This is a genomic window from Cellulomonas sp. RIT-PI-Y (assembly GCF_025642745.1).
Classification (GTDB): Bacteria; Actinomycetota; Actinomycetes; order Actinomycetales; family Cellulomonadaceae; genus Cellulomonas.
Genome location: NZ_JANZKP010000003.1, coordinates 1 through 19,150, shown reverse-complemented (window position 1 = coordinate 19,150; position 19,150 = coordinate 1). Strand labels below are relative to the sequence as shown.

Annotated in this window: 15 protein-coding genes and 1 tRNA gene; 9 read left to right on the top strand and 7 right to left on the bottom strand. The window is 72.6% G+C overall.

Annotation, left to right across the window (positions count from 1 at the left end; all coding sequences use genetic code 11):
• Positions 1-30 precede the first annotated feature (30 nt).
• The 5 genes from ugpC to OGL89_RS01780 all read right to left on the bottom strand — a co-directional run bounded on the left by ugpC (position 31) and on the right by OGL89_RS01780 (position 6,294).
• Positions 31-1,155 carry a sn-glycerol-3-phosphate ABC transporter ATP-binding protein UgpC gene (gene ugpC / locus OGL89_RS01800; RefSeq protein WP_263118133.1) on the bottom strand — a complete coding sequence of 375 codons (1,125 nt, stop codon included), beginning with the start codon at positions 1,153-1,155 and terminating at the stop codon, positions 31-33.
• A 151-nt stretch (positions 1,156-1,306) separates the two neighbouring features.
• A complete protein-coding gene (locus tag OGL89_RS01795) occupies positions 1,307-2,716 on the bottom strand; it encodes a PQQ-like beta-propeller repeat protein (protein WP_263118132.1) in 1,410 nt (469 codons plus the stop codon).
• On the bottom strand, positions 2,713-4,080 hold the full coding sequence (locus tag OGL89_RS01790; RefSeq protein ID WP_263118131.1) for a PQQ-like beta-propeller repeat protein: 1,368 nt from the start codon (positions 4,078-4,080) through the stop codon (positions 2,713-2,715). Before OGL89_RS01790 ends, OGL89_RS01795 begins: the two co-directional genes overlap by 4 nt.
• A gap of 8 nt (positions 4,081-4,088) precedes the next feature.
• Entirely contained in the window at positions 4,089-4,868 is a 780-nt protein-coding gene (gene otsB / locus OGL89_RS01785) for a trehalose-phosphatase (protein ID WP_263118130.1), read from the bottom strand.
• Positions 4,861-6,294 (bottom strand): trehalose-6-phosphate synthase, encoded by a 1,434-nt coding sequence (locus OGL89_RS01780; RefSeq protein WP_263118129.1) that lies wholly within the window; start codon positions 6,292-6,294, stop codon positions 4,861-4,863. The genes otsB and OGL89_RS01780 overlap by 8 nt, the downstream gene beginning before the upstream one ends.
• Before the next feature lie 113 nt (positions 6,295-6,407).
• On the opposite strand from OGL89_RS01780, the gene OGL89_RS01775 reads away from it, so the two are divergent.
• From OGL89_RS01775 to OGL89_RS01750, 6 genes are all read left to right on the top strand, one after another.
• On the top strand, positions 6,408-8,135 hold the full coding sequence (locus OGL89_RS01775; protein ID WP_263118128.1) for a serine/threonine-protein kinase: 1,728 nt from the start codon (positions 6,408-6,410) through the stop codon (positions 8,133-8,135).
• Between the two features lie 56 nt (positions 8,136-8,191).
• Positions 8,192-8,722: a hypothetical protein gene (locus tag OGL89_RS01770; protein WP_263118127.1), complete on the top strand. Its 531-nt coding sequence runs from the start codon at positions 8,192-8,194 to the stop codon at positions 8,720-8,722.
• 45 nt (positions 8,723-8,767) lie between these two features.
• Complete coding sequence (locus OGL89_RS01765; protein ID WP_263118126.1) at positions 8,768-9,616, top strand: thioredoxin domain-containing protein; 849 nt, start codon at positions 8,768-8,770, stop codon at positions 9,614-9,616.
• Between the two features lie 695 nt (positions 9,617-10,311).
• Positions 10,312-11,601, top strand: a complete 1,290-nt coding sequence (locus OGL89_RS01760; RefSeq protein ID WP_263118125.1) for an MFS transporter — start codon at positions 10,312-10,314, stop codon at positions 11,599-11,601.
• A 25-nt stretch (positions 11,602-11,626) separates the two neighbouring features.
• Positions 11,627-12,385, top strand: a complete 759-nt coding sequence (locus OGL89_RS01755; protein WP_263118124.1) for a GTP pyrophosphokinase family protein — start codon at positions 11,627-11,629, stop codon at positions 12,383-12,385.
• Positions 12,386-12,415: 30 nt separating this feature from the next.
• A tRNA-Thr gene (locus tag OGL89_RS01750) sits at positions 12,416-12,489 on the top strand.
• 14 nt (positions 12,490-12,503) lie between these two features.
• On the opposite strand, the gene OGL89_RS01745 is transcribed toward OGL89_RS01750, so the two are convergent.
• Positions 12,504-14,135, bottom strand: coding sequence for an FAD-binding protein (locus OGL89_RS01745; protein ID WP_263118123.1), 1,632 nt, complete (start codon positions 14,133-14,135; stop codon positions 12,504-12,506).
• Positions 14,136-14,249: 114 nt separating this feature from the next.
• On the opposite strand from OGL89_RS01745, the gene OGL89_RS01740 reads away from it, so the two are divergent.
• Positions 14,250-14,912, top strand: coding sequence for a TetR/AcrR family transcriptional regulator (locus OGL89_RS01740; RefSeq protein ID WP_263118122.1), 663 nt, complete (start codon positions 14,250-14,252; stop codon positions 14,910-14,912).
• Between the two features lie 28 nt (positions 14,913-14,940).
• Here OGL89_RS01740 and OGL89_RS01735 read toward each other — a convergent pair whose 3' ends face one another.
• Positions 14,941-16,434: an MFS transporter gene (locus OGL89_RS01735; protein ID WP_263118121.1), complete on the bottom strand. Its 1,494-nt coding sequence runs from the start codon at positions 16,432-16,434 to the stop codon at positions 14,941-14,943.
• A gap of 92 nt (positions 16,435-16,526) precedes the next feature.
• Between OGL89_RS01735 and OGL89_RS01730 the strand changes: the two genes are divergently transcribed.
• Positions 16,527-16,988 (top strand): MarR family winged helix-turn-helix transcriptional regulator, encoded by a 462-nt coding sequence (locus tag OGL89_RS01730; RefSeq protein WP_263118120.1) that lies wholly within the window; start codon positions 16,527-16,529, stop codon positions 16,986-16,988.
• A gap of 195 nt (positions 16,989-17,183) precedes the next feature.
• Positions 17,184-19,150: glycoside hydrolase family 3 C-terminal domain-containing protein (locus OGL89_RS01725; protein ID WP_263118119.1), on the top strand; the 1,967-nt coding region annotated here is incomplete at its 3' end.

Genomic DNA, 19,150 nt, shown 5'->3' with positions numbered 1-19,150 from the left:
CCGCCCCTTCGGGTGGAGAGGTGTGCTGCGTCAGGCGTCGATGCGCAGACCCGAGCCGGGGTGGAACAGGTGCTGCTCGCCGGTGCGGATGGTCACCCAGATGGTCTCGCCCTTGGCCGGGACCTGACGAGGCCCGACGCGGACGATCACCTGCGAGTCGCCGGCGCCGGAGGTCACGTCCGCCGCGGCGGCGTTCCCGGCCAGCGAGCCGTAGACGTAGGCGTCGGAGCCGAGCTCCTCGACGATGTTGACGACCACCGGGATCGCGTTCGGGGTGCCCTCGGGGACGACGTCCAGCGACTCCGGGCGGAACCCGATGGTGATCTGGTTCTTGTCGTCCGCGGCCAGCTGGCCGAGCGCGTCCCGGGTCACAGCGATGCCGGCGGAGCCGACGGTCGCGACGCCCTCGACGATGTCGAAGGTGCCGATGTTCATCGCCGGGGAGCCGATGAAGCCCGCGACGAAGACGTTGGCCGGGGTGTCGTACATGTCGCGCGGGGTGCCGACCTGCTGCAGCAGGCCGTCCTTCAGCACGGCGATCCGGTCGCCCATGGTGAGCGCCTCGGTCTGGTCGTGGGTGACGTAGACCGTGGTGACGCCCAGGCGGCGCTGGAGCGACGCGATCTGGGTACGGGTCTGCACGCGCAGCTTGGCGTCCAGGTTGGACAGCGGCTCGTCCATCAGGAACACCTGCGGCTGGCGCACGATGGCGCGACCCATGGCGACGCGCTGACGCTGACCACCGGAGAGCGCCTTCGGCTTGCGGTCCAGGTACTGGGTCAGGTCGAGGATCTTGGCGGCCTCCTCGACCCGCTGGCGGATGTCCGCCTTCGGGGTGCCGGCGATCTTGAGCGCGAAGCCCATGTTGTCGGCGACGGTCATGTGCGGGTACAGCGCGTAGTTCTGGAACACCATCGCGATGTCCCGGTCCTTCGGCTGGACGTCGGTGACGTCGCGGTCGCCGATCAGGATGCGGCCGGAGTTCACGTCCTCCAGGCCGGCGAGCATCCGCAGCGAGGTGGACTTACCGCAGCCCGAGGGGCCCACGAGGACGAGGAACTCGCCGTCCTCGATGTGCAGGTCGAGCGCGTCGACCGCGGGGCGCTCGGTTCCGGGGTAGACCCGGGTGGCCTTCTCATAGGTGACCGTAGCCATCGTCGTTCCCTCCACCGGCAGGTACGTGCCGGACGATCCGTAGTGAAAGGTGCCAGAGTGTCTTCGCTGACACGGGCCGAGGGGCCGACAGGCCCCTCGATCCACCGGTCATCCTGCCACAGGAACGGTGTGAGGTGGGCCACGGATCCGGTCAGGACAGCTCGGACGTCCCGGAGTCCCGGTAGAGCAGCAGCCGGTGATCGACGACGGCCAGCCCCAGGGCGTCGGACGGCAGCGGGGCGGTCCAGGTCCGGACGCCGCTGTGCAGGTCGAGGGCGACGAGCGCCGGGCCGTCGTCCTCCTGGCCGACCAGCAGGACGTGACGGCCGTCGGTGACCGGCAAGCCGGACCAGGTGTCCTGGACGGCGACGTCGTCGCGCCATCGCACCGCGCCGGTGCGGGCGTCCAGGGCGAGCAGGCCGTCGGGGGCCGGACCGATCAGCAGGCCCGCGACCAGCACCAGCCCGATCCCCCCGGAGAAGACCTCCTCGGAGGTCCACATCCGCGCCCCGGTGCGGGCGTCCACGGCGTGCAACCGGTCGCCGCCGCGGTCGGCGACGAACTCCGCCTGCGGCACACTGCCGTCGTCGGTGCCGAGCAGCACCGGGTCGCCCTCGCCCAGGTCCACCTGCCCACCGCCGCGGGTCGCGACCTGGACGGTCCCGTCGCCGGAGACCAGCAGCCGGCCCTGCCGCGACTCCCAGACCGCGGCACCCGCCGCCAGCGTCCGCCCGTCCCGCCGGTCCAGCGCCCAGGCGCCGCCCGGCGATCCCAGCAGCACCAGGTCGTCCTCGAAGCGGAGGGACAGGCTGAGGAAGCCGGCGGACCCGTCCTGGTCCGGCAGCTCCACCGCCCACAGCGCGGTGCCGTCCGGCTCGGTGGCGGACACGGCGACCGTGCCGTCACGATCGGTGGCGGCCACCCGGATCGCTCCGTCGCCCAGCAGACTGGTGTCCTCGGGCAGCGGATCGTCCGAGAGCAGCTCGCCGTCCGCCGGGTCCAGGCGCACCAGGCGGGACCGGGTGACCTGCACCGCGCCGTCGTCGTCGAACACGCCCACGCTCGACCAGCAGGCGATCAGCCCGGACTCCTCCCAGCACGCGCTGGACGCGCTGTAGGCCGAAGCGGGGTCCGCGGAGTCCAGGCGGGTCCGCCAGAGCTGATCGCCGGACTCGGGGTCGACCGCGCTCACCTCGGGCGCGCCGGACTCGTCCCAGGACGACTGCACCAGCAGCCCGGCCACCGGGTCCCCGTACCAGGACCACTGCTCCGCCGCGCTCAGCTCGGAGACGTGGACGTCCGGGCCGATCGGGCGGGCGACGCCGGGCACGGTCTGGGCGTGCTGGACGTCGCGCTCCTGCCGGGACCCGGTGCCGAGGTCCGCGAGCACCAGCGCGGCGGCCAGCACCACCGGGAGCGGCCACCACCGGCGGGCGACCGGCTTCCACGGCAGCGGCACCCGGACCCAGGGCACCGTCGGCGCCGGCACGGCGGCCGAGTCCGGCCCGTCGACCTCGATCAGCTCGACCTCGTCCATCTCCTCCCGACGGCCGCGGCTCATGACAGAGCGGCGATCCCGGAGGCGGTCCGCCGGTACACCGCACCGTCGTCACCGAACAGCAGGCCGCCGCCGTCCGGCAGCCCCTGGGACCACAGCTCGGACCCGGTGCGCACGTCGAGGCCGACCAGTCGCTGGGTGCTGTCACCGGATAGCACCAGGAGCTGCCGTCCGTCGGTGAGCAGCTCGGAGTCGCCGTTCGGTCGCGCCGCTGCGCGCCAGCGTTCCCGGCCGGAGCGGGGGTCGAGCGCGACGACGGCGTCGGCGGTGGCACCGATCAGGAAGCCGTGGACGACGAGCGCCGTACCGGGCCGCCAGCCGGGCTGGTCGGTCGCCCAGCGGACCTCACCGGTGGTCGCGTCATAGCCGGTGACCGTGCCGGACCCGCTGACGACCGGGATCACCTGCGGGGCCGTGCCGTCGTCGACGGTGACGGTCAGCGGTTCGCCGGTGCCCAGTTCGATCGAGCCCCGCTCGGGGTCGACGAGCCAGAGCCGGCCGTCCCGCAGCAGGACGACACGGCCGTCCCGGGTGAGCCAGGCATCGACCCCGGTGCCCCGCTGCCGGCCGTCGACCCGCGACAGCGCCCAGGCCCCACCGGGTGACGTGACCAGCACGACGCCGTCGGACAGCCGGATGGTCACCCGGTCGAAGCCAGTCAGCCCGGCCCGGACGGTCTCCACCGAGGCCTGCCACCGGATGGCCCCGTCGGTCCCGGTGGCGGTCACCACCATCGGGCTGTCCTCGCCGGTGACCTGGACCCGGAGGTCGGCGTCGCCGGCGGCCACGGTGTGCTCGGCCAGCTCCTGTTGGAGCGTGATCGCCCCGGTGGCCGGGTCGAGCTCCACCAGGCCCGACCCCGTGGTGATCGTGCTGGCGACGTCCCAGCCCTGGGCGCCGGCCCAGCAGGTGAGCTGCTCCTCGGTCCAGCAGGTGACGGCGGCGTCCCGGCCGTCCCCCAGGTCGGCGAACGGGAGGTCGGTCCGCCACCGGAGCTCGCCGTCCCGGGTGGACCGGCCGAGCAGTCGCATCGTGCGCCCGGACCCGGCCCACTCCGCGGTCACCCGGATCCCGTCCAGGTCCTGACCGACGCCCTCGACCGTCTCGGCCGGACCGACCGGGGTCGAGGTGATCTCCGGCCCGATCGGCTGCACCACGCCGGGCAGCTCGGCGTCGGCGGCGTAGGTCCGTTCCTCGGCCGACCCGGTGCCCAGGTCCGCCAGCACCAGCGCCGCGGCCGCGACCACCGGCACCGGCCACCACCGGCGGGCGACCCGGCCCCACCCGACCGGGGTGCGCGGGGCACGCGCCGGACCGGCCAGGTCGTCCTCGACCAGCTCGACGTCCGTCGTCCCCCCGCGCCGCACGATGCCCGCTACCCGATCCCGGCGACCCGCTCGGCCAGTGCCACCAGCACGTCGCTCATCGCCTCGGTGTCGGCCACCCGGTAGGCGGCCACGGTGTCCCCGTCGCCGACCTTCACCCCCAGGTCGTCGGCGGTGAGCACCTCGAAGGCGTGCTCGTCGGTGACGTCGTCCCCCGCGTAGAGCACCGCCCTGGCGCCCAGCTCGTCGCGCAGCGCGGTGACCGCGGAGCCCTTGTCGGCGGTGAGCACGGAGACCTCGACCACGTTCTTGCCGTGCAGCACGGCGGAGCCCAGCTCGTGGCCGATCGCCAGCGCCTCGGGCTCGGCCTCGGCCCGGACCCGTTCCTCGGCCAGCCGGGTGTGGACCACCACGGCGGCGGGCTTGGTCTCGACCCAGACGCCGTCCCGGCCGCGGGCGACGGCCTGCATCCGGCTGCCCAGCTCGGACAGCCGGTCGGCCTGCCCCTCGTCGAGCCGGATGTCCTGGCGGTCCAGGCCGTGGGGGGCGACCTGGGCTCGCTCGGCGCCGTGCGAGCCGATCAGCACGGCCCCGACCGGCGGGTGCGCCAGCCGGTGCAGGTCGCCCAGCGCCCGGCCGGAGACCAGGGCCACCCGGACCTGCTCCGGCCGCGCCGCCAGGGCGGCCAGCGCCTGCGCGGCGTCGTCGGACATCCGGGACTGCTCGGGGTCGTCCTGCAACGGGGCCAGCGTCCCGTCGAAGTCCAGCGCGATGAGGAGCGGGGGCCGTTCGGCGATCCGGTCCAGGGCGGCGGCGAGCAGCTCAGACATGCTGCTGCCGGACCGGGACCGCGGTGAGCACGGACAGGAAGGTGTTCGACCAATTGGCCACATCGTTCTCCAGCACGCGTCGCCGCAGGCGGCGCATCCGCTTGCGGGCCTCGCGCGGATCGATGTTCACGGCATGCATGATGGCGTTCTTCAGCCCGGTGATGTCGTGCGGGTTCACCAGGATGGCCGCACCCCCGAGCTCGTCCGCGGCGCCGGTGAACTCGCTGAGCACCAGGGCGCCGCGGTCGTCCGAGCGGGCGGCGATGTACTCCTTGGCGACCAGGTTCATCCCGTCCCGCAGCGCGGTGACCAGCATGACGTCGGCCGCCAGGTAGAGCGCGGCCATCTCCTCCATCGGGTAGGAGTGGTGCATGTAGTGGATCGCCGGGTGGCCGAACTCGGAGTAGTCGCCGTTGATCCGGCCGACCAGGACCTCCACGTCGTCCCGCAGCTGCTGGTACGCGCCGACGTTCTCCCGGCTGGGCGAGGCGACCTGGACCAGCGTGGCGTCGTCCACGGAGAGACGGCCGTCCGCGAGCAGCTCGCCGTAGCCCTTGATCCGGTGCCGGATGCCCTTGGTGTAGTCCAGCCGGTCCACGCCGAGCAGCATCACCTTCGGGTCACCGAGCTCGGCCCGGATCTCCTTGGCGCGCTCCTGCACCTCCGGGGTGCGGGCCAGGGTGTCGAAGGCGTGCGAGTCGATCGAGATCGGGAACGCCGCGGCCCGCACGTGCCGCTCGACCCGGCCGTCGGCGCCGGTCAGCGTGATGACCTGGCCGCGGGTGGTGTGCTCGGTCAGCCGCCGGGCCGCCCGGACGAAGTTCGAGGCGTCGCCTGCACGCTGGAAGCCGATCAGGTCGGCGCCCATCAGGCCCTCGACCACCTGCTTGCGCCAGGGCAGCTGGACGAAGATCTCCAGCGGGGGGAACGGGATGTGGTGGAAGTAGCCGATCCGGATGTCCGGGCGCAGCTCGCGCAGGTACTTCGGCACCAGCTGCAGCTGGTAGTCGTGCACCCACACGGTCGCACCGGGCGCGGCCTGCGCGGCCGCGGCGTCGGCGAACCGGCGGTTGACCCGCTGGTAGGCGTCCCACCACTGCCGGTGGAAGGTCGGCGGCTGGATCACGTCGTGGTAGAGCGGCCACAGGGTGTCGTTGGAGAAGCCCTCGTAGTACTGCGTGAGGTCGTCCTCGGACAGGGCCACCGGGACCAGCCGCATGTCGTCCGCGTCGAAGGGCTCCAGCTCCAGGTCGGCCGAGCCTCCCCAGCCGACCCAGGCGCCGTCCGACTGCTGCACCACCGGCTCGAGCGCGGTGACCAGGCCACCGGGGGAACGGGTCCAGGTCGGGTCGCCGTTCTCGTCCAGGCTGACGTCCACCGGAAGGCGGTTCGCCACGATCACCAGGTCATAACCAGCAGATGCCACGATTTCTCAGCTCCTTGGGCTCGTCCTGACCTTAACGTGACCTGGGATGTTCCGCCGGAGGAACCCCGCGTGGCCTGACCGGCACTCCGCCACCGGACGACTACCGTTCCGGCATGGAGCGCGTGGGACTGGCACCGGGTGTCGAGATCGGCGGGTACACCATTCTCGCGCCGCTCGGCTCGGGTGGCATGGGCACGGTCTACCGCGCGGTCGACGGCGGCGGGACCACGGTCGCGCTCAAACTGCTGCACCCGCACATCGGCGCCGACCCGGCCGCACGGGAGCGCCTGCGCCGTGAGGTCGCCGCGCTGCAACGACTGCGGAACCCCGGGGTGGCGGCGGTGCTGGACGCGGAGGCCGACTCGACCGAGGCCTTCCTGGTCACCGAGCTGATCCCGGGCAAGGATCTGGCCGAACAGGTCCGATTGCGCGGGCCGTTGGAGGCCGGTGCCCTGCACGATCTGGCGGAGCGGCTCGCGGACGGGCTGTCCGCGGTGCACGACGCCGGGGTGGTGCACCGCGACCTCAAGCCGTCGAACGTGGTGATGGGGCCGCAGGGGCCGGTGCTGATCGACTTCGGGGTGGCACAGTCGGTGGACGAGACCCGGCTGACCTCGGCCGGATTCGTGGTCGGCACGCCCGGCTACCTGGCGCCCGAGCTGATCGGCGGCGCCGAACCCACACCCGGGACCGACTGGTGGGGCTGGGCGGCGCTGTTGGTGTTCGCGGCGACCGGCCGTGCCCCGTTCGGCACCCGGCCGTTGGAGGCGGTGCTGGCCCGCTCCCAGGAGGGTGACGCCGACCTGCGCGGGCTCGGTCCGATCACGTCCGGCGCCCTGTGGGACGCGCTCGCGCCGGAAGCGGCCGACCGGGCCACCGCGGCGGAGGTGGTGGCCGCGCTGGCCGAGGCCGCGCGCCGCGGTGAGCGGTTCGACCCGGCCGTGGTCAGCGCGCCGGTCGCCACGACCACGGTGCTGCCCGGAGCGAGTGCGCCGCCGTCGACGCGGGAGATCGCGACCGGCACCGGTGCGACCGAGGCACTGCCGGCGTCGTACCCGGTGACCGAGCGGCTGGGGTCGATTGCCGCGCCGGAACCCGTCGACCCGACCCGGGCGTACCCGGCCCCGCCGTACCCGGAACCGGCGCCGGCCACCGAGGTGCATCCGGTGCACGCGCCGACCGTCCCGCCCGCCGACTGGCAGGCACCCGTGCAGGACCCGGTCGGCTGGCCCGCACCGGCCGAGCAGCCGCCCGCACCACCCACCCCGCCCGGCCGCGCGGGCTCGCTGCTGGCCCTCGGCCTGCTCACTGTCGCCGGAGCCGCCACCCGACCCGGCCTCACCCTGCTGATCCTGCTGCCGCTGATCCTGATCGCCCGCACGGTCGGCTCGGTGGTCGCGGCCACCCTGCGCCGCCGGGAACGCTCCGGCGCGCGCCGGTCGGACGGGTTCCGCGGTGTGATCGCGTCGCCCTGGCACCTGCTGCGCGCCCTGGTCACCCTGGTGCCGTCGCTGCTGGTGTCCGCGGCGCTGGTCACGATCGTCGGCGGGATCGGCTGGTGGCTCCTGCACGACGGAGCGACCGCCGACCCGCTGCTGGAGGCCGGGCTGCTGGCGGTGACCGCGGTGATCGGACTGATCGCGCTGTGGTGGGGGCCGGTGTCCGCCACCACCCGGGAGGGTGCGCGCTGGACGCTCGGCGCGGTGGCCCCGGGGCGCTGGGGTGCGGCGGTCGTGGTGGTGGTGGCGCTGGCGGTGACGGCGCTCGCGGTGTGGTCCGTGGTCGCGGGCGGGGCGGTCGATTTCAGTCCGTTCGGCGCCCCGCCGGTCCCGGCGTCCTGAGCCCCGGCCGCCTGAGTCCCAGCGTTCTCCCGGGTCCGACCCGTACCCTGAGCCCCATGTCCGCCGCCCACGCCGCCCGACGACCGCTGCGCGTCCTGCGTCCGCGGTTCGGTGCGTCCGGGGTGGTCGGGATGCTGGCGGGTCTGGCCCTGCTGGCCGGGGGCTGGTTCGGCGTCGCCCGGGTGCTGGTGCACCAGTGCGCGGCGATCGACGGCCCGCTGGCCGAGCTGGGCCAGTGGCTGACCCTGCTGCGCGACGTGCCGGACTGCCCTGCCGGGACCCTCGCGGTCGTCCCGGGGCTGTCCCAGAACGCGGTGCTGCTGATCGCCCTGGCGCTGCCGGTGATCGCGGCCCACGCCGCGGTCGGCGCGCTCGGCGTCGGGCTGGTCGCCCTGCTGCGTCGGGCGACCGGAGCCGCCCGGGACGTGGTGGCCGCCGTCCTGCCCGACCTGTCCGCGCTGGCCCGGTTCCGGGTGCAGGCGCGCTCCCGGATCGGCATCCTGGTCGGGCACCTCGACGAGACCCTGCCCTCCGGTGTGCCGGGGGACCGGCACCCGCTGCGGGGGCCGCCGGTGGCCGTGGCCTGAGGCCCACTCCACCGACCATCCGTCAGCAGAGCAGGAAGCAGACCCATGTCCAGCAATTCCCCCAAGCCGTCCAAGGCCGAGCGCCGGGACCAGGCGCGTGAGCAGGCCCGCGCGATGCGTGAGGCCCAGCGCAAGCGCGATCAGCGCAACAAGTTCGTCGCCATCGGCGCCGTCGTCGTGGCCGTCCTGGCCCTCGGCGGCGTCGGCGGCTGGCTCTGGGTGCAGTCGAACCAGCCGAGCATCGCGTACGCCGGCGACGACGTCGACACCATCGCCCTCGCCGACACCACCGCCCCGTCCACCGCCGCCGACAACGGGGGCATCCCGGTCGGCCAGGACGGCGTCGCGGGGGAGGCCGAGGACGGCAACGTCGTGGTCTCGGTCTACAGCGACTACATGTGCCCCATCTGTGGTCAGTTCGAGGAAGCTAACGCAAGCGAATTGGAAACTCTGCGCAAGGCCGGGGGGGTCACCATCGAGTACCACCTGTTGTCCTTCCTCGACTCCCAGTCGCGCGGAGCTGATTACTCCACGCGGTCGGGAAATGCCGCAGCCGTCGTCGCCGATCAGGCTCCCGAGCAGTTCGTAGCGTTCTCGGCTGCTCTGTTCGAAGATCAGCCGGAGGAGGGGACCAAGGGTCTGTCCGACAGCAAGATCGCCGACCTGGCCCGCAGCGTCGGTGTCCCGGACGACGTGATCGCGCAGTTCACCACCACCGACGGCGACCACGACTGGCGCACCTTCGCCCCGTGGCTGCAAGCCAACGTGAACGAGATGCGTGACGAGCTCGGACAGGTGAGCACGCCGACCATTCTGATCAATGGTGAGCGATTCGAAGGCGAACTGTTCCAGGCCGGGCCGTTGACGGAAGCGATCGAAGCGGCCATGAACTGACTCACGCGGATTTCCATGCCGCGGTGGTTCTCCACCGCCATGGATCCGTGCGTCGGTGGGAGGTGGGGATCTCTTCGCCTCCCGCCGGCACGCTGCAACGTCGATTGCATCGAGAAAGACGATGACTGAGTCTCTCTTTGTGAATTGAATCGACGATTTGTCCGACTGTGACTCAGTCAAGGGACCTTGGTCGCATGGCGGAGAAAGGTGAGCTCCTACGTTGGCGGGCAGCCGCACTGCCGAAAAGCCCGTCAATGAAGAGAGTTCTCAAGATGCGCCTCAAGAGTCGCCTCGTCGGTACGTTGGTCTCGCTGTCGCTCCTCGGGTTCGGTGCGCTCGCCGCGGCGCCCGCAGCGAGTGCGGCCGCTCCCACCTGTCTCAATGGAATGTCTCACCCGGGCGGGTGGAGCATCACCAACAGGTGCGGGCGGACGGTGACGTTCACCCGGATCATTCCGTTGGCGCCCGATCAGAAGATCACCCTCCGAGCGAATCAGCAGATCTTTTTCTGCGGAGTAAATCATGGCATCAAATAGGGGCTGAACGTCTGGCGCCATGGGCGGGGCCGGGAGACCTGCGGTCCTGCCCATGGCGTAGGGCGCTGAGAGCGTGGCGAATCGTGTGCCATGCGGCGTCGGGTTCGCTGCCCTGCGCAGCGGACTTCCTCGTCTGCTCGCGCTGACTAGACTCCCGCGGTGCCCTCCGTACTCGTGGACCTCACCCCGCTCCGAGTGAGTCCGGCGTTCCGGCGGCTGTGGCTCGGCCTCTCGATCGCCAACCTGGGCACCCAGTTCACCGTGGTGGCCGTCGGGCTCCAGGTCTACGAGCTGACCCGCTCCACGTTCTCCGTCGGCCTGGTCGGGCTGTGCGCGCTGTTCCCGCTGGTGATCTTCGGGCTGTACGGCGGCGCGATCGTCGACCACGCGGACCGCCGCACCGTCGCCCTGGTCGCCTCCGCCGTCAGCTGGGTCGCGACGCTGGTGCTGGCCGTCCAGGGCTGGGCCGGGAACGGGCACGTCGGGCTGCTCTACCTGCTGACCGCCGTGCAGTCCGGCGCCAACGCGGTGAACAGCCCGGCCCGCTCGGCGATCATCCCGCGGTTGATCGAGCCCCGGCTGATGCCCGCCGCCAACGCGTTGCAGACCATCGGCTGGAACGTCGCGCTCACCGGCGGTCCGCTGCTCGGCGCGGCACTGGTCGCGGTCGCCGACTACGGGCCGGTCTACACGATCGACGCGGTGCTCTTCACCTTCGCCATCGTCGCCCTGTTCCGGCTGCCCGCCATGCCGCCCGAGCACGACGACTCCGCACCGCGCCGGGCCCGCGCCGGTCTGGGCTCCGTGCTGGACGGCCTGCGCTACCTCGGCACCCGGCCCAACGTCCGGATGACCTTCGTCGTCGACCTGATCGCGATGATCACCTCCATGCCCCGGGTGCTGTTCCCTGCCGTCGCCCTGGTCTACCTGGGCGGCGGCGAGACCACCACCGGCGTGCTCACCGCCGCGATCGCGCTCGGCGGGATCGTGGCCGGGCTGTTCTCCGGCGGGCTGGCCCGGGTGCGCTGGCAGGGGCGGATCATCATCGGCGCGATCGCCGCCTGGGGACTGTCGATCGCCGCCTTCGGCCTGCTCCTGGTGCTGGTCGGCCGGGGCAGCCCGGACCACGTGATCTGGATCGCCCTGGTGGTCGCCGTGATCACCCTCGCGGTGGCCGGCGCCTCTGACGCGGTCAGCGCGGTGTTCCGCCAGACCATCCTGCAGACCGCCACCCCCGACGCCATGCGCGGCCGGTTGCAGGGCGTGTTCACCGTCGTCGTCGCCGGTGGGCCACGGCTGGGCGAGCTCCTGCTCGGCGCGGTCTCCACCCGGCTCGGCGAGGGCGGTGCGGCGCTGGTCGGCGGACTGGCCTGCGTGGTGCTGCTCGCCGTGGCGTTGTGGCTGCAACGCTCGTTCTGGCACTACGACGCCCGGGACCCACAGCCCTGACCGGACGCCGGGTGACAATGGAGTCATGACCGGCCTCGACCTGCCCCAGCCCGGCGACCTCAGCGACGACGAGCGCGGCCTGGTCGAGCTCCTGCGGGAGAGCGCCGTGCAGCTGCTGCCCGACGGCACCGTCCTGGACTCCGACGACGTGCTGGGCGCGCTCCGGGCCCTGCAGCAGGAGTTCGTCCGGTTCCGGCTCTACTACAAGTTCGGCATCGACGAGGTGCTGACCAAGATCACCATCCTGCGCGAGGAGTTCGAGCAGGCCCACGACTACAGCCCGATCGAGCACGTCCGGCACCGGCTGAAGTCGATGGAATCCCTCATGCAGAAGGTGATCCGCACCGGCATCGACCTGTCCATCCCGGCCATCCGCGAGTCCATCCACGACATCGCCGGGATCCGGATCACCTGCTCCTTCGTCTCCGACGCCTATTGGGTGCGCGACATGCTCGCCCAGCAGCCGGACCTGGAGGTGGTGAACACCAAGGACTACATCGCCCACCCCAAGCCGAACGGCTACCGCTCGCTGCACATGATCGTCCGGGTGCCGGTCTTCCTCTCCGACCGCACCGAGCACGTGGACGTGGAGATCCAGCTGCGCACCATCGCGATGGACTTCTGGGCCAGCACCGAGCACAAGCTCTACTACAAGTTCGGCCGTGAGGTGCCCGCGCACCTGCTCGCCGAGCTGACCGAGACCGCCCGGCTGTCGGCCGAGCTGGACGACCGGATGGCACGGCTGCGCGGGGAGATCAACGGGCTGGACGCGACGGGTCGGTAGGCTGGCCCCGGTCCCGCCTGACGGGTACCCGCCCCCTTAGCTCAGTTGGCCAGAGCAACTGTCTTGTAAACAGTAGGTCGCCGGTTCGAATCCGGCAGGGGGCTCCGCCGCTCCGCTGTCAGCCCCGCGCCATGTGCCGCGCGGCCCTCATCCCGAACACGACGGCCGGCCCGATGGTCGAGCCCGGCCCGGGGTAGGTCCGGCCCATGACGGAGGCCGAGGTGTTGCCGGCCGCGTAGAGCCCCTCGATCACGCCGCCGTCCTCCCGGAGCACGCGTCCGTCGACGTCGGTGAGTACGCCGCCCTTGGTCCCCAGGTCGCCGATCACCACCCGGAAGGCGGTGAACGGGCCGCGTTCCAGGGCGCCGAGGTTGGGGTTCGGGTGCACCAGCGGGTCGCCGTAGTACCGGTCGTAGGCCGAGTTGCCGCGGGCGAAGTCCCCGTCCACGCCGGACCGGGCGAAGCCGTTGAACCGCTGGACCGTCGACCGGAAGACCTCGGTGTCGACGCCCATCAGCCGGCCGAGCTCGGCGAGGGTGCTCGCCCGGACGTACGAGCCCTCGGCGGCCATCGCCTTGGTCGCACGCGGGTCCAGGGCGTAGTTGCGCAGGTACCGACGGGCGTGCCGGGCGTCCGCGACCAGCCAGTAGGCGCCGTCCGGGTCGTGGTCGAGCATGTGGTGGCCGAGGTCCACGTAGGACTCGGACTCGTTGGCGAACCGTGCACCGCGGGCGTCGACCATGATCGAGTGCGGCAGGGAGCGCTCGCCGACCAGGAAGGTCGGGTCGCCGCCGGGCGCCGGTGCGATCGACGCGCCCCACCAGGCGTCGTCCATCAGCTCCAGCGCCGCACCGAGCTCCTGCGCGATCTGGATCGGGCGGCCGAGGTTGCCGGGGTTGCCGGAGGGTGAGCCGTCGATGCCGTGGTGGGCGCGTCGCCACTGCCTGTTGTGGTCGAAGCCGCCGGCGGCGAGCATGACGCCCCGCCGCGCGCGGACCAGGACCGGGCTTCCCTCGTGCCGCACCTCGACGCCGACCACCCGGCCGTCCTCGGTCGTCAGCGACTCCAGGGGGCTGTCCAGCCAGAGCGTGGCGCCGCCGCGGATCACCACCGCGTCCAGGAACCGGGTGGCCAGCGCAGCCCCGATCCCGACGCTGCGCTGTCCCCGCACCACCGAGCCGAGAGTGCGGAACACCACCCGGGCCCCGCGGACGAACCCGCCGGGGGTCGACCAGGCGCGCTCCAGCTCCCACATGTCGTCGGTCTTCAGCGGCAGGGGCAGCAGGGCGCGGCACGACTCCCACCAGTCGCCGATCCGCTTGCTGTCGAAGGGCTTCGCCTCCAGTGCGCGCCCGATCTTGCCGCCCGGGAGCTCGGGGTAGTAGTCCGGGTAATCGGTGGCGCGGGTGAACACCAGGCCGTGGCGCTGCGCGGTGGTGACGAAGTCGTCGACACCGTCGACGAAGGCCTCCTTGCGCGCCCGGGAGGACGCGCGTCCGACCTCGCCGACGGTGGCCTCCAGGTAGGTCAGCGCCTCGTCCCGGGAGTCGCCGACCCGGTCGTGGCGCATCAGGGGGTTGTCCGGCAGCCACATCCCGCCGCCGGACATCGCGGTGCTGCCGCCCCACTTGTCGGTGCTCTCGACCATCAGGACGGACAGTCCGGCGTCGAGGGCGCCGAGGGCGGTGGCGAAGCCCGCACCCCCGGTCCCGACCACGACGACGTCCACGGTGCGCTCGGTCCGGTCCATGCTGCGACTCCCCACGAAAAGTGAACGGCGTTGTTCATTTCGCGCCAGCCTGCCGCGCGCGACCCGTCGGCGCAAGGGCCCACAGGTCCCGTGCGGCGTCCTAGGCTCGGGCGCATGGCGGCACGAGGGCCCTACGCGAAGGGCGTGGCGAAGCGGGAGGAGATCCTGAGCACCGCCCTGCGGATCATCGCGACCCACGGGTACAGCGGCGCGACGGTCAAGCAGCTGGCGGAGGCGGTCGGGCTGAGCCCGAACGGGCTGCTCCGGTACTTCGGGTCGAAGGACGCGCTGTTCATCGAGATCCTGCGCCGCCGGGACGACGAGGCGCTCGCCCGTTCCGCCCCGGACCAGGAGCCGCACGACACCGCGGACATGGTCGCCGCGGTGGCCCGGAACGCCGATGTCCCCGGCCTGGTCCAGCTCTACGCGCGTCTGGGCAACGAGGCCGCCGAACCCGATCACCCCGCGCACGACTACTTCCACGAGCGCTACCGGGCCATCCGGGCGATGTGGAGCCGGAACCTGCGCCGGTTGCAGACGGAGGGACGGCTGGTGCCGACGGTCGACCCGGAGATGCTCGCCGTGGCGGCGTCGGCACTGGCGGACGGCCTGCAGACCCAGCGGATGTACGACCCGGAGCTCGACATGCCGGCACACCTGGCGCTGCTGCTGGACGCGTTCCTGGTGCCGGATCCGGCCGCCGACGTGCCGGATCCGGCCGCCGACGTGCCGGATCCCGCCGCCGACGTGCCGGAGCCGAGCCGCCCGGCGGTGTGACGGCTCCGGCACGTGGCCGCGATCCGGGCTAGACCGGCACCGAGGGCTGCTCGACGTCGGCGCCGGACGGCCGGTCGGCACCGGCGGCGGGCCGTGCCCCGGGAGTCGAGCGGGCTCCGCCGACGCACCAGGCGACCGCTGCTCCGGCCAGTGCGGCCGCGGCACCGATGATGAAGCACAGCCGGAACGCTCCCTCGGCGGGGACCGTCACACCGGGCGTGAGCTCGACCGTGGTGCTGGTCAGCACCAGTGCCATCACCGCACCGGCGACGGTGGTGCCCATCGACCGCATCAGCGCGTTCACGCCCACACCCGAGGCGGCCTCGGCGGCCGGGACGTTCTGCATGATCAGGGTGGGCATCGCGGCGTAGCCGATGCCCACGCCGGCCGACGCCACGCAGGTGGCGATCATCAGCTGCCACGGCGCGCCGGTCAGGAACACCGCGAGCACGTAGCCCGCGCCGAGCACGACCGCGCCGAGCACCAGGGCCGGGCGACCGCCGACGGTGCTCAGGATCCGGCTGGACACCGGGGTCATCAGCATCATCATCACGCCGGCGGGTGCCATCCAGAGCCCGGCCTGCAGGATGCTCTGGTCGAGCCCGAACCCGGTCGCGGCGGGCATCTGCAGCAGCTGGGGCACCACGATGGACTGCGCCATCATCCCGAAGCCGATCAGCAGCGCGGCGAGGTTGGTCAGCAGCACCGGGCGGCGCGCGGTGGTGCGCAGGTCGACCAGCGGGTCGTGGTGACGCAGCTCGTACCAGCCCCAGGCGAGCAGCACCACGCCGCCGCCGCCGATCATGCCCAGCGTGGTCGCCGAACCCCAGCCCCAGGCGCTGCCCTTGGTGAGGGCGACCAGGACCAGGACCAGTCCGACGCCGAGGCCGACCGCGCCGACCAGGTCGAGGCGGGCGGGATGCCGGTCGTCGACCCGGGGGAGCAGGGTGGCGCTGCCCACGGCGATCAGCGCCGCCAGCGCGGTGGAGATCCAGAACAGCAGGTGCCAGTCGTAGCTCTGGGCGATCCAGGCGGCGAGGGGCAGGCCGAGCGCGCCGCCGACGCCGAGCGTCGCGCTGATCCCGGCGACCGCGGTGTTGACCATGGTCGGCGGGGCCACCTCGCGGGCGAAGGAGATCGCGACCGGGATGAAGCCCATCGCGACGCCCTGGAGCACGCGGCCGGTCAGCACCACGGGCAGGCTGCTCGAGACGGCGCAGACCAGCGATCCCACCACCAGGATCAGGGCGGAGCCGAGCAGGACGGGGCGCTTGCCCACGATGTCGGCGAGCCGTCCGGTGACCGGCATCGCCACCGCGGCGCCGAGCAGGGTCGCGGTGACCACCCAGGACGTGTTGGCGGCGGAGGTGTGCAACAACTCCGGCAACTCGCTCTGGATCGGGATGACCAGGGACTGCATCAGGGCCGCGCACAGGCTGCCGAAGGCGAGCACGGCGATGATCAGCCCGGCCCGCGGCACAGGGGGCCGGTCGACGGCGGGTGCGCTGGGATGGTGACTCATGGGGACTCCTCGCCCTGTGTGTATCTTACATATCAAGCGCGACTGTGTATGCTACTTACACATCTGCCCCTGTCAACCACGAGGAGATCCAGGTGCCGTCCACGACGCAGCGCAGCGTCGCGCTCCCGCCCGGGACCCGGCTGGCCGCACTGTTCCACCACCTGGACCGGCACCGTCGTGCGCTGGAGTCCACCGCGTCCCTGGGCACCGCGGAGCTGCGGCTGCTCTGGCTGCTGTCCGACGGACGCGGCCGCACGCTCCGGGAGATCGCGGACGAGCTGCACCTGGAGCAGTCGACCGTCAACCGGCAGGTCAACGCCGCGCTCCGAGCCGGGCATCTGCGCCGGACCCGGGTCGAGGGCGCCTACCGGTTCGAGCCCACGCCCTCCGGGTCGGAGCTCTTCACCCGGGAGACCGGTGTCGCGCTGTCGCTGTACGCCCGGGTGCTCGACGACCTCGGACCCGAGCGCGCCGACGTGCTGCTGTCGGCGCTGGGCGAGTTCGTGGACCGGTACGGGGCCGTGGTCGAGGAACGGACCGACCGGGGACAGTAGCGTCCCGCGTCGTCCGCGCCGCTGCGGACGACAGGTTGTGCGCCCAAACCGACGGACCATCCATCCGGCCCTCCGACCGGCCCGCCCCTCGGGTTCACTCGATCCGTCGCCCCGACCACCCGGGTCGACCCGCACCCGTCGACGACGCATGGCCGCTCCGTCCGGGTCGCGGTGGACGACTCGCCGAGGAGACGCATGACGGGCGTGGACGAGCTGACCCTGCTGGAGAAGGCCGCGCTGCTCACCGGGGCGACGGTGTTCGAGACGCACGGGGTACCGCGGCTCGGTGTCCGGTCGCTGTGGCTGGCGGACGGGCCGCACGGTGTGCGCAAGCAGCTGGGGGCGGCGGACCACCTGGGGATCGCGGCCTCGCAGCCGGCGACGTGTTTCCCGACGGCGGCGGCGGTGGCGAACAGCTGGGATGTCGAGCTGGCCGAGCGGGTGGGTGCGGCGCTGGGTGCGGAGGCGGCGGCTCAGGGTGTGGACGTGCTGCTCGGTCCGGGGTTGAACATCAAGCGGTCCCCGGTGGGCGGGCGGAACTTCGAGTACTTCTCCGAGGATCCGTTGTTGTCCGGGAAGTTGGCTGCCGGGTACGTGCGCGGCATCCAGTCCCGGGGGGTGGCGGCGTGTCCGAAGCATTTCGCGGCGAACTCTCAGGAGTTGCGCCGGATGGTGTCGGACTCGGTGGTGGATGAGCGCACGTTGCGGGAGATCTATCTGAGTGCGTTCGGGATCGTGGTGGCCGAGGCCGGGCCGCGGTCGATCATGTCGTCCTACAACCGGGTCAACGGGGTGTACGCCCATGAGGACCGGTTCCTGCTCACGCGGGTGCTGCGTGAGGAGTGGGGTTTCGAGGGGGCGGTGATCTCGGACTGGGGCGGGTCGAACGACATCGTGGAGTCGGTGCGGGCCGGGGGCACGGTGGAGATGCCGGCGGCGGGCCTGGACTCGGTGCGCCAGATCGTGCAGGCGGTGCGCACAGGCCGGCTGGACGAGGCCGACGTCGACGCCCGGGCCGCGGAGATGCTCCGGCTGATCGCCGAGTCCGGGGAGCCGGGCACCGCCCCCGTCCTGGACGCCGACGCGCACCATGCGCTGGCCCGGGAGGCCGCCTCGCGGTCCGCGGTGCTGCTGAAGAACGAGGCGGTGCTGCCGCTGGCCCCGGGCACGAGGGTCGCGGTGATCGGCGACTTCGCGCTCACCCCGCGGTTCCAGGGCGCCGGGTCCTCGGCGGTCAACCCGACCCGGGTGGACAGCGTCGCGGAGCTGGTCGGCGACTCCGGTCTGGACGCGGTGGCGGTGCTGCCGGGCTTCCGCCGGGACGGGCAGCCGGACGACGCGCTGCGCGACGCGGCGGTGCGAGCGGCCGCGGACGCCGAGGTGACCCTGCTGTTCCTCGGCCTGCCGGAGGTCGCGGAGTCCGAGGGGATGGACCGCACCGACCTGCGGCTGCCGGACGTCCAGGTGGAGCTGCTGACCGCACTCGCCGGTGCCGGAGCGCCGGTGGTCGTGGTGCTGGCCGCCGGTGGTGTGGTGGAGATGCCGTGGCTGGGCTCGGCGCGGGCGGTGCTGCACGGGTACCTGTCCGGGCAGGCGGGCGCGGGTGGGCTGCTGGATGTGCTGACCGGTGTGGTGAATCCGTCCGGGCGGTTGGCCGAGACGGTGCCGGTGGCGTTGTCGGACACCCCGATGGCCGGGCGCTTCCCGTCCACGGGCCGGACGGCGCAGTACCGCGAGGGCTTGTACGTCGGGTACCGGTACTTCACGACGGCGGGGGTGCCGGTGGCGTTCCCGTTCGGGTTCGGGTTGTCCTACACCGAGTTCGCGGTGGCCGATCTGACCGCGACGTCGGAGGCCGCGACCGTGACGGTGACGAACACCGGGGACCGGGCGGGTGCGCAGGTGGTGCAGGTGTATGTGCGCCGGGAGGGTCCGGGGGTGCATCGTCCGGCCCGGACGCTGGCCGGGTTCGCGCGGGTGGAGCTGGATCCGGGGCAGTCGCGCACGGTGAGGATCCCGCTCGCCTCGTTCCGGCACTGGGACACCGCCACGGGTGCCTGGCAGGTGGAGTCCGGTGCGTGGACCGTGCTGGCCGGCTCACATGTGGACGACCTGCCGCTGTCGACCACGGTGCAGGTCGAGGGCACGATCGAGGCGCGGAC

Bases quoted from the DNA above. Each gene is read 5' to 3' on its own strand.
- OGL89_RS01745 (WP_263118123.1), bottom strand. From the start codon at position 14,135: ATGGACCGGACCGAGCGCACCGTGGACGTCGTCGTGGTCGGGACCGGG.
- OGL89_RS01775 (WP_263118128.1), top strand. From the start codon at position 6,408: ATGGAGCGCGTGGGACTGGCACCGGGTGTCGAGATCGGCGGGTACACC.
- otsB (WP_263118130.1), bottom strand. From the start codon at position 4,868: ATGTCTGAGCTGCTCGCCGCCGCCCTGGACCGGATCGCCGAACGGCCC.
- OGL89_RS01740 (WP_263118122.1), top strand. From the start codon at position 14,250: ATGGCGGCACGAGGGCCCTACGCGAAGGGCGTGGCGAAGCGGGAGGAG.
- OGL89_RS01765 (WP_263118126.1), top strand. From the start codon at position 8,768: ATGTCCAGCAATTCCCCCAAGCCGTCCAAGGCCGAGCGCCGGGACCAG.
- OGL89_RS01770 (WP_263118127.1), top strand. From the start codon at position 8,192: ATGTCCGCCGCCCACGCCGCCCGACGACCGCTGCGCGTCCTGCGTCCG.
- OGL89_RS01795 (WP_263118132.1), bottom strand. From the start codon at position 2,716: ATGAGCCGCGGCCGTCGGGAGGAGATGGACGAGGTCGAGCTGATCGAG.
- OGL89_RS01735 (WP_263118121.1), bottom strand. From the start codon at position 16,434: ATGAGTCACCATCCCAGCGCACCCGCCGTCGACCGGCCCCCTGTGCCG.
- ugpC (WP_263118133.1), bottom strand. From the start codon at position 1,155: ATGGCTACGGTCACCTATGAGAAGGCCACCCGGGTCTACCCCGGAACC.
- OGL89_RS01755 (WP_263118124.1), top strand. From the start codon at position 11,627: ATGACCGGCCTCGACCTGCCCCAGCCCGGCGACCTCAGCGACGACGAG.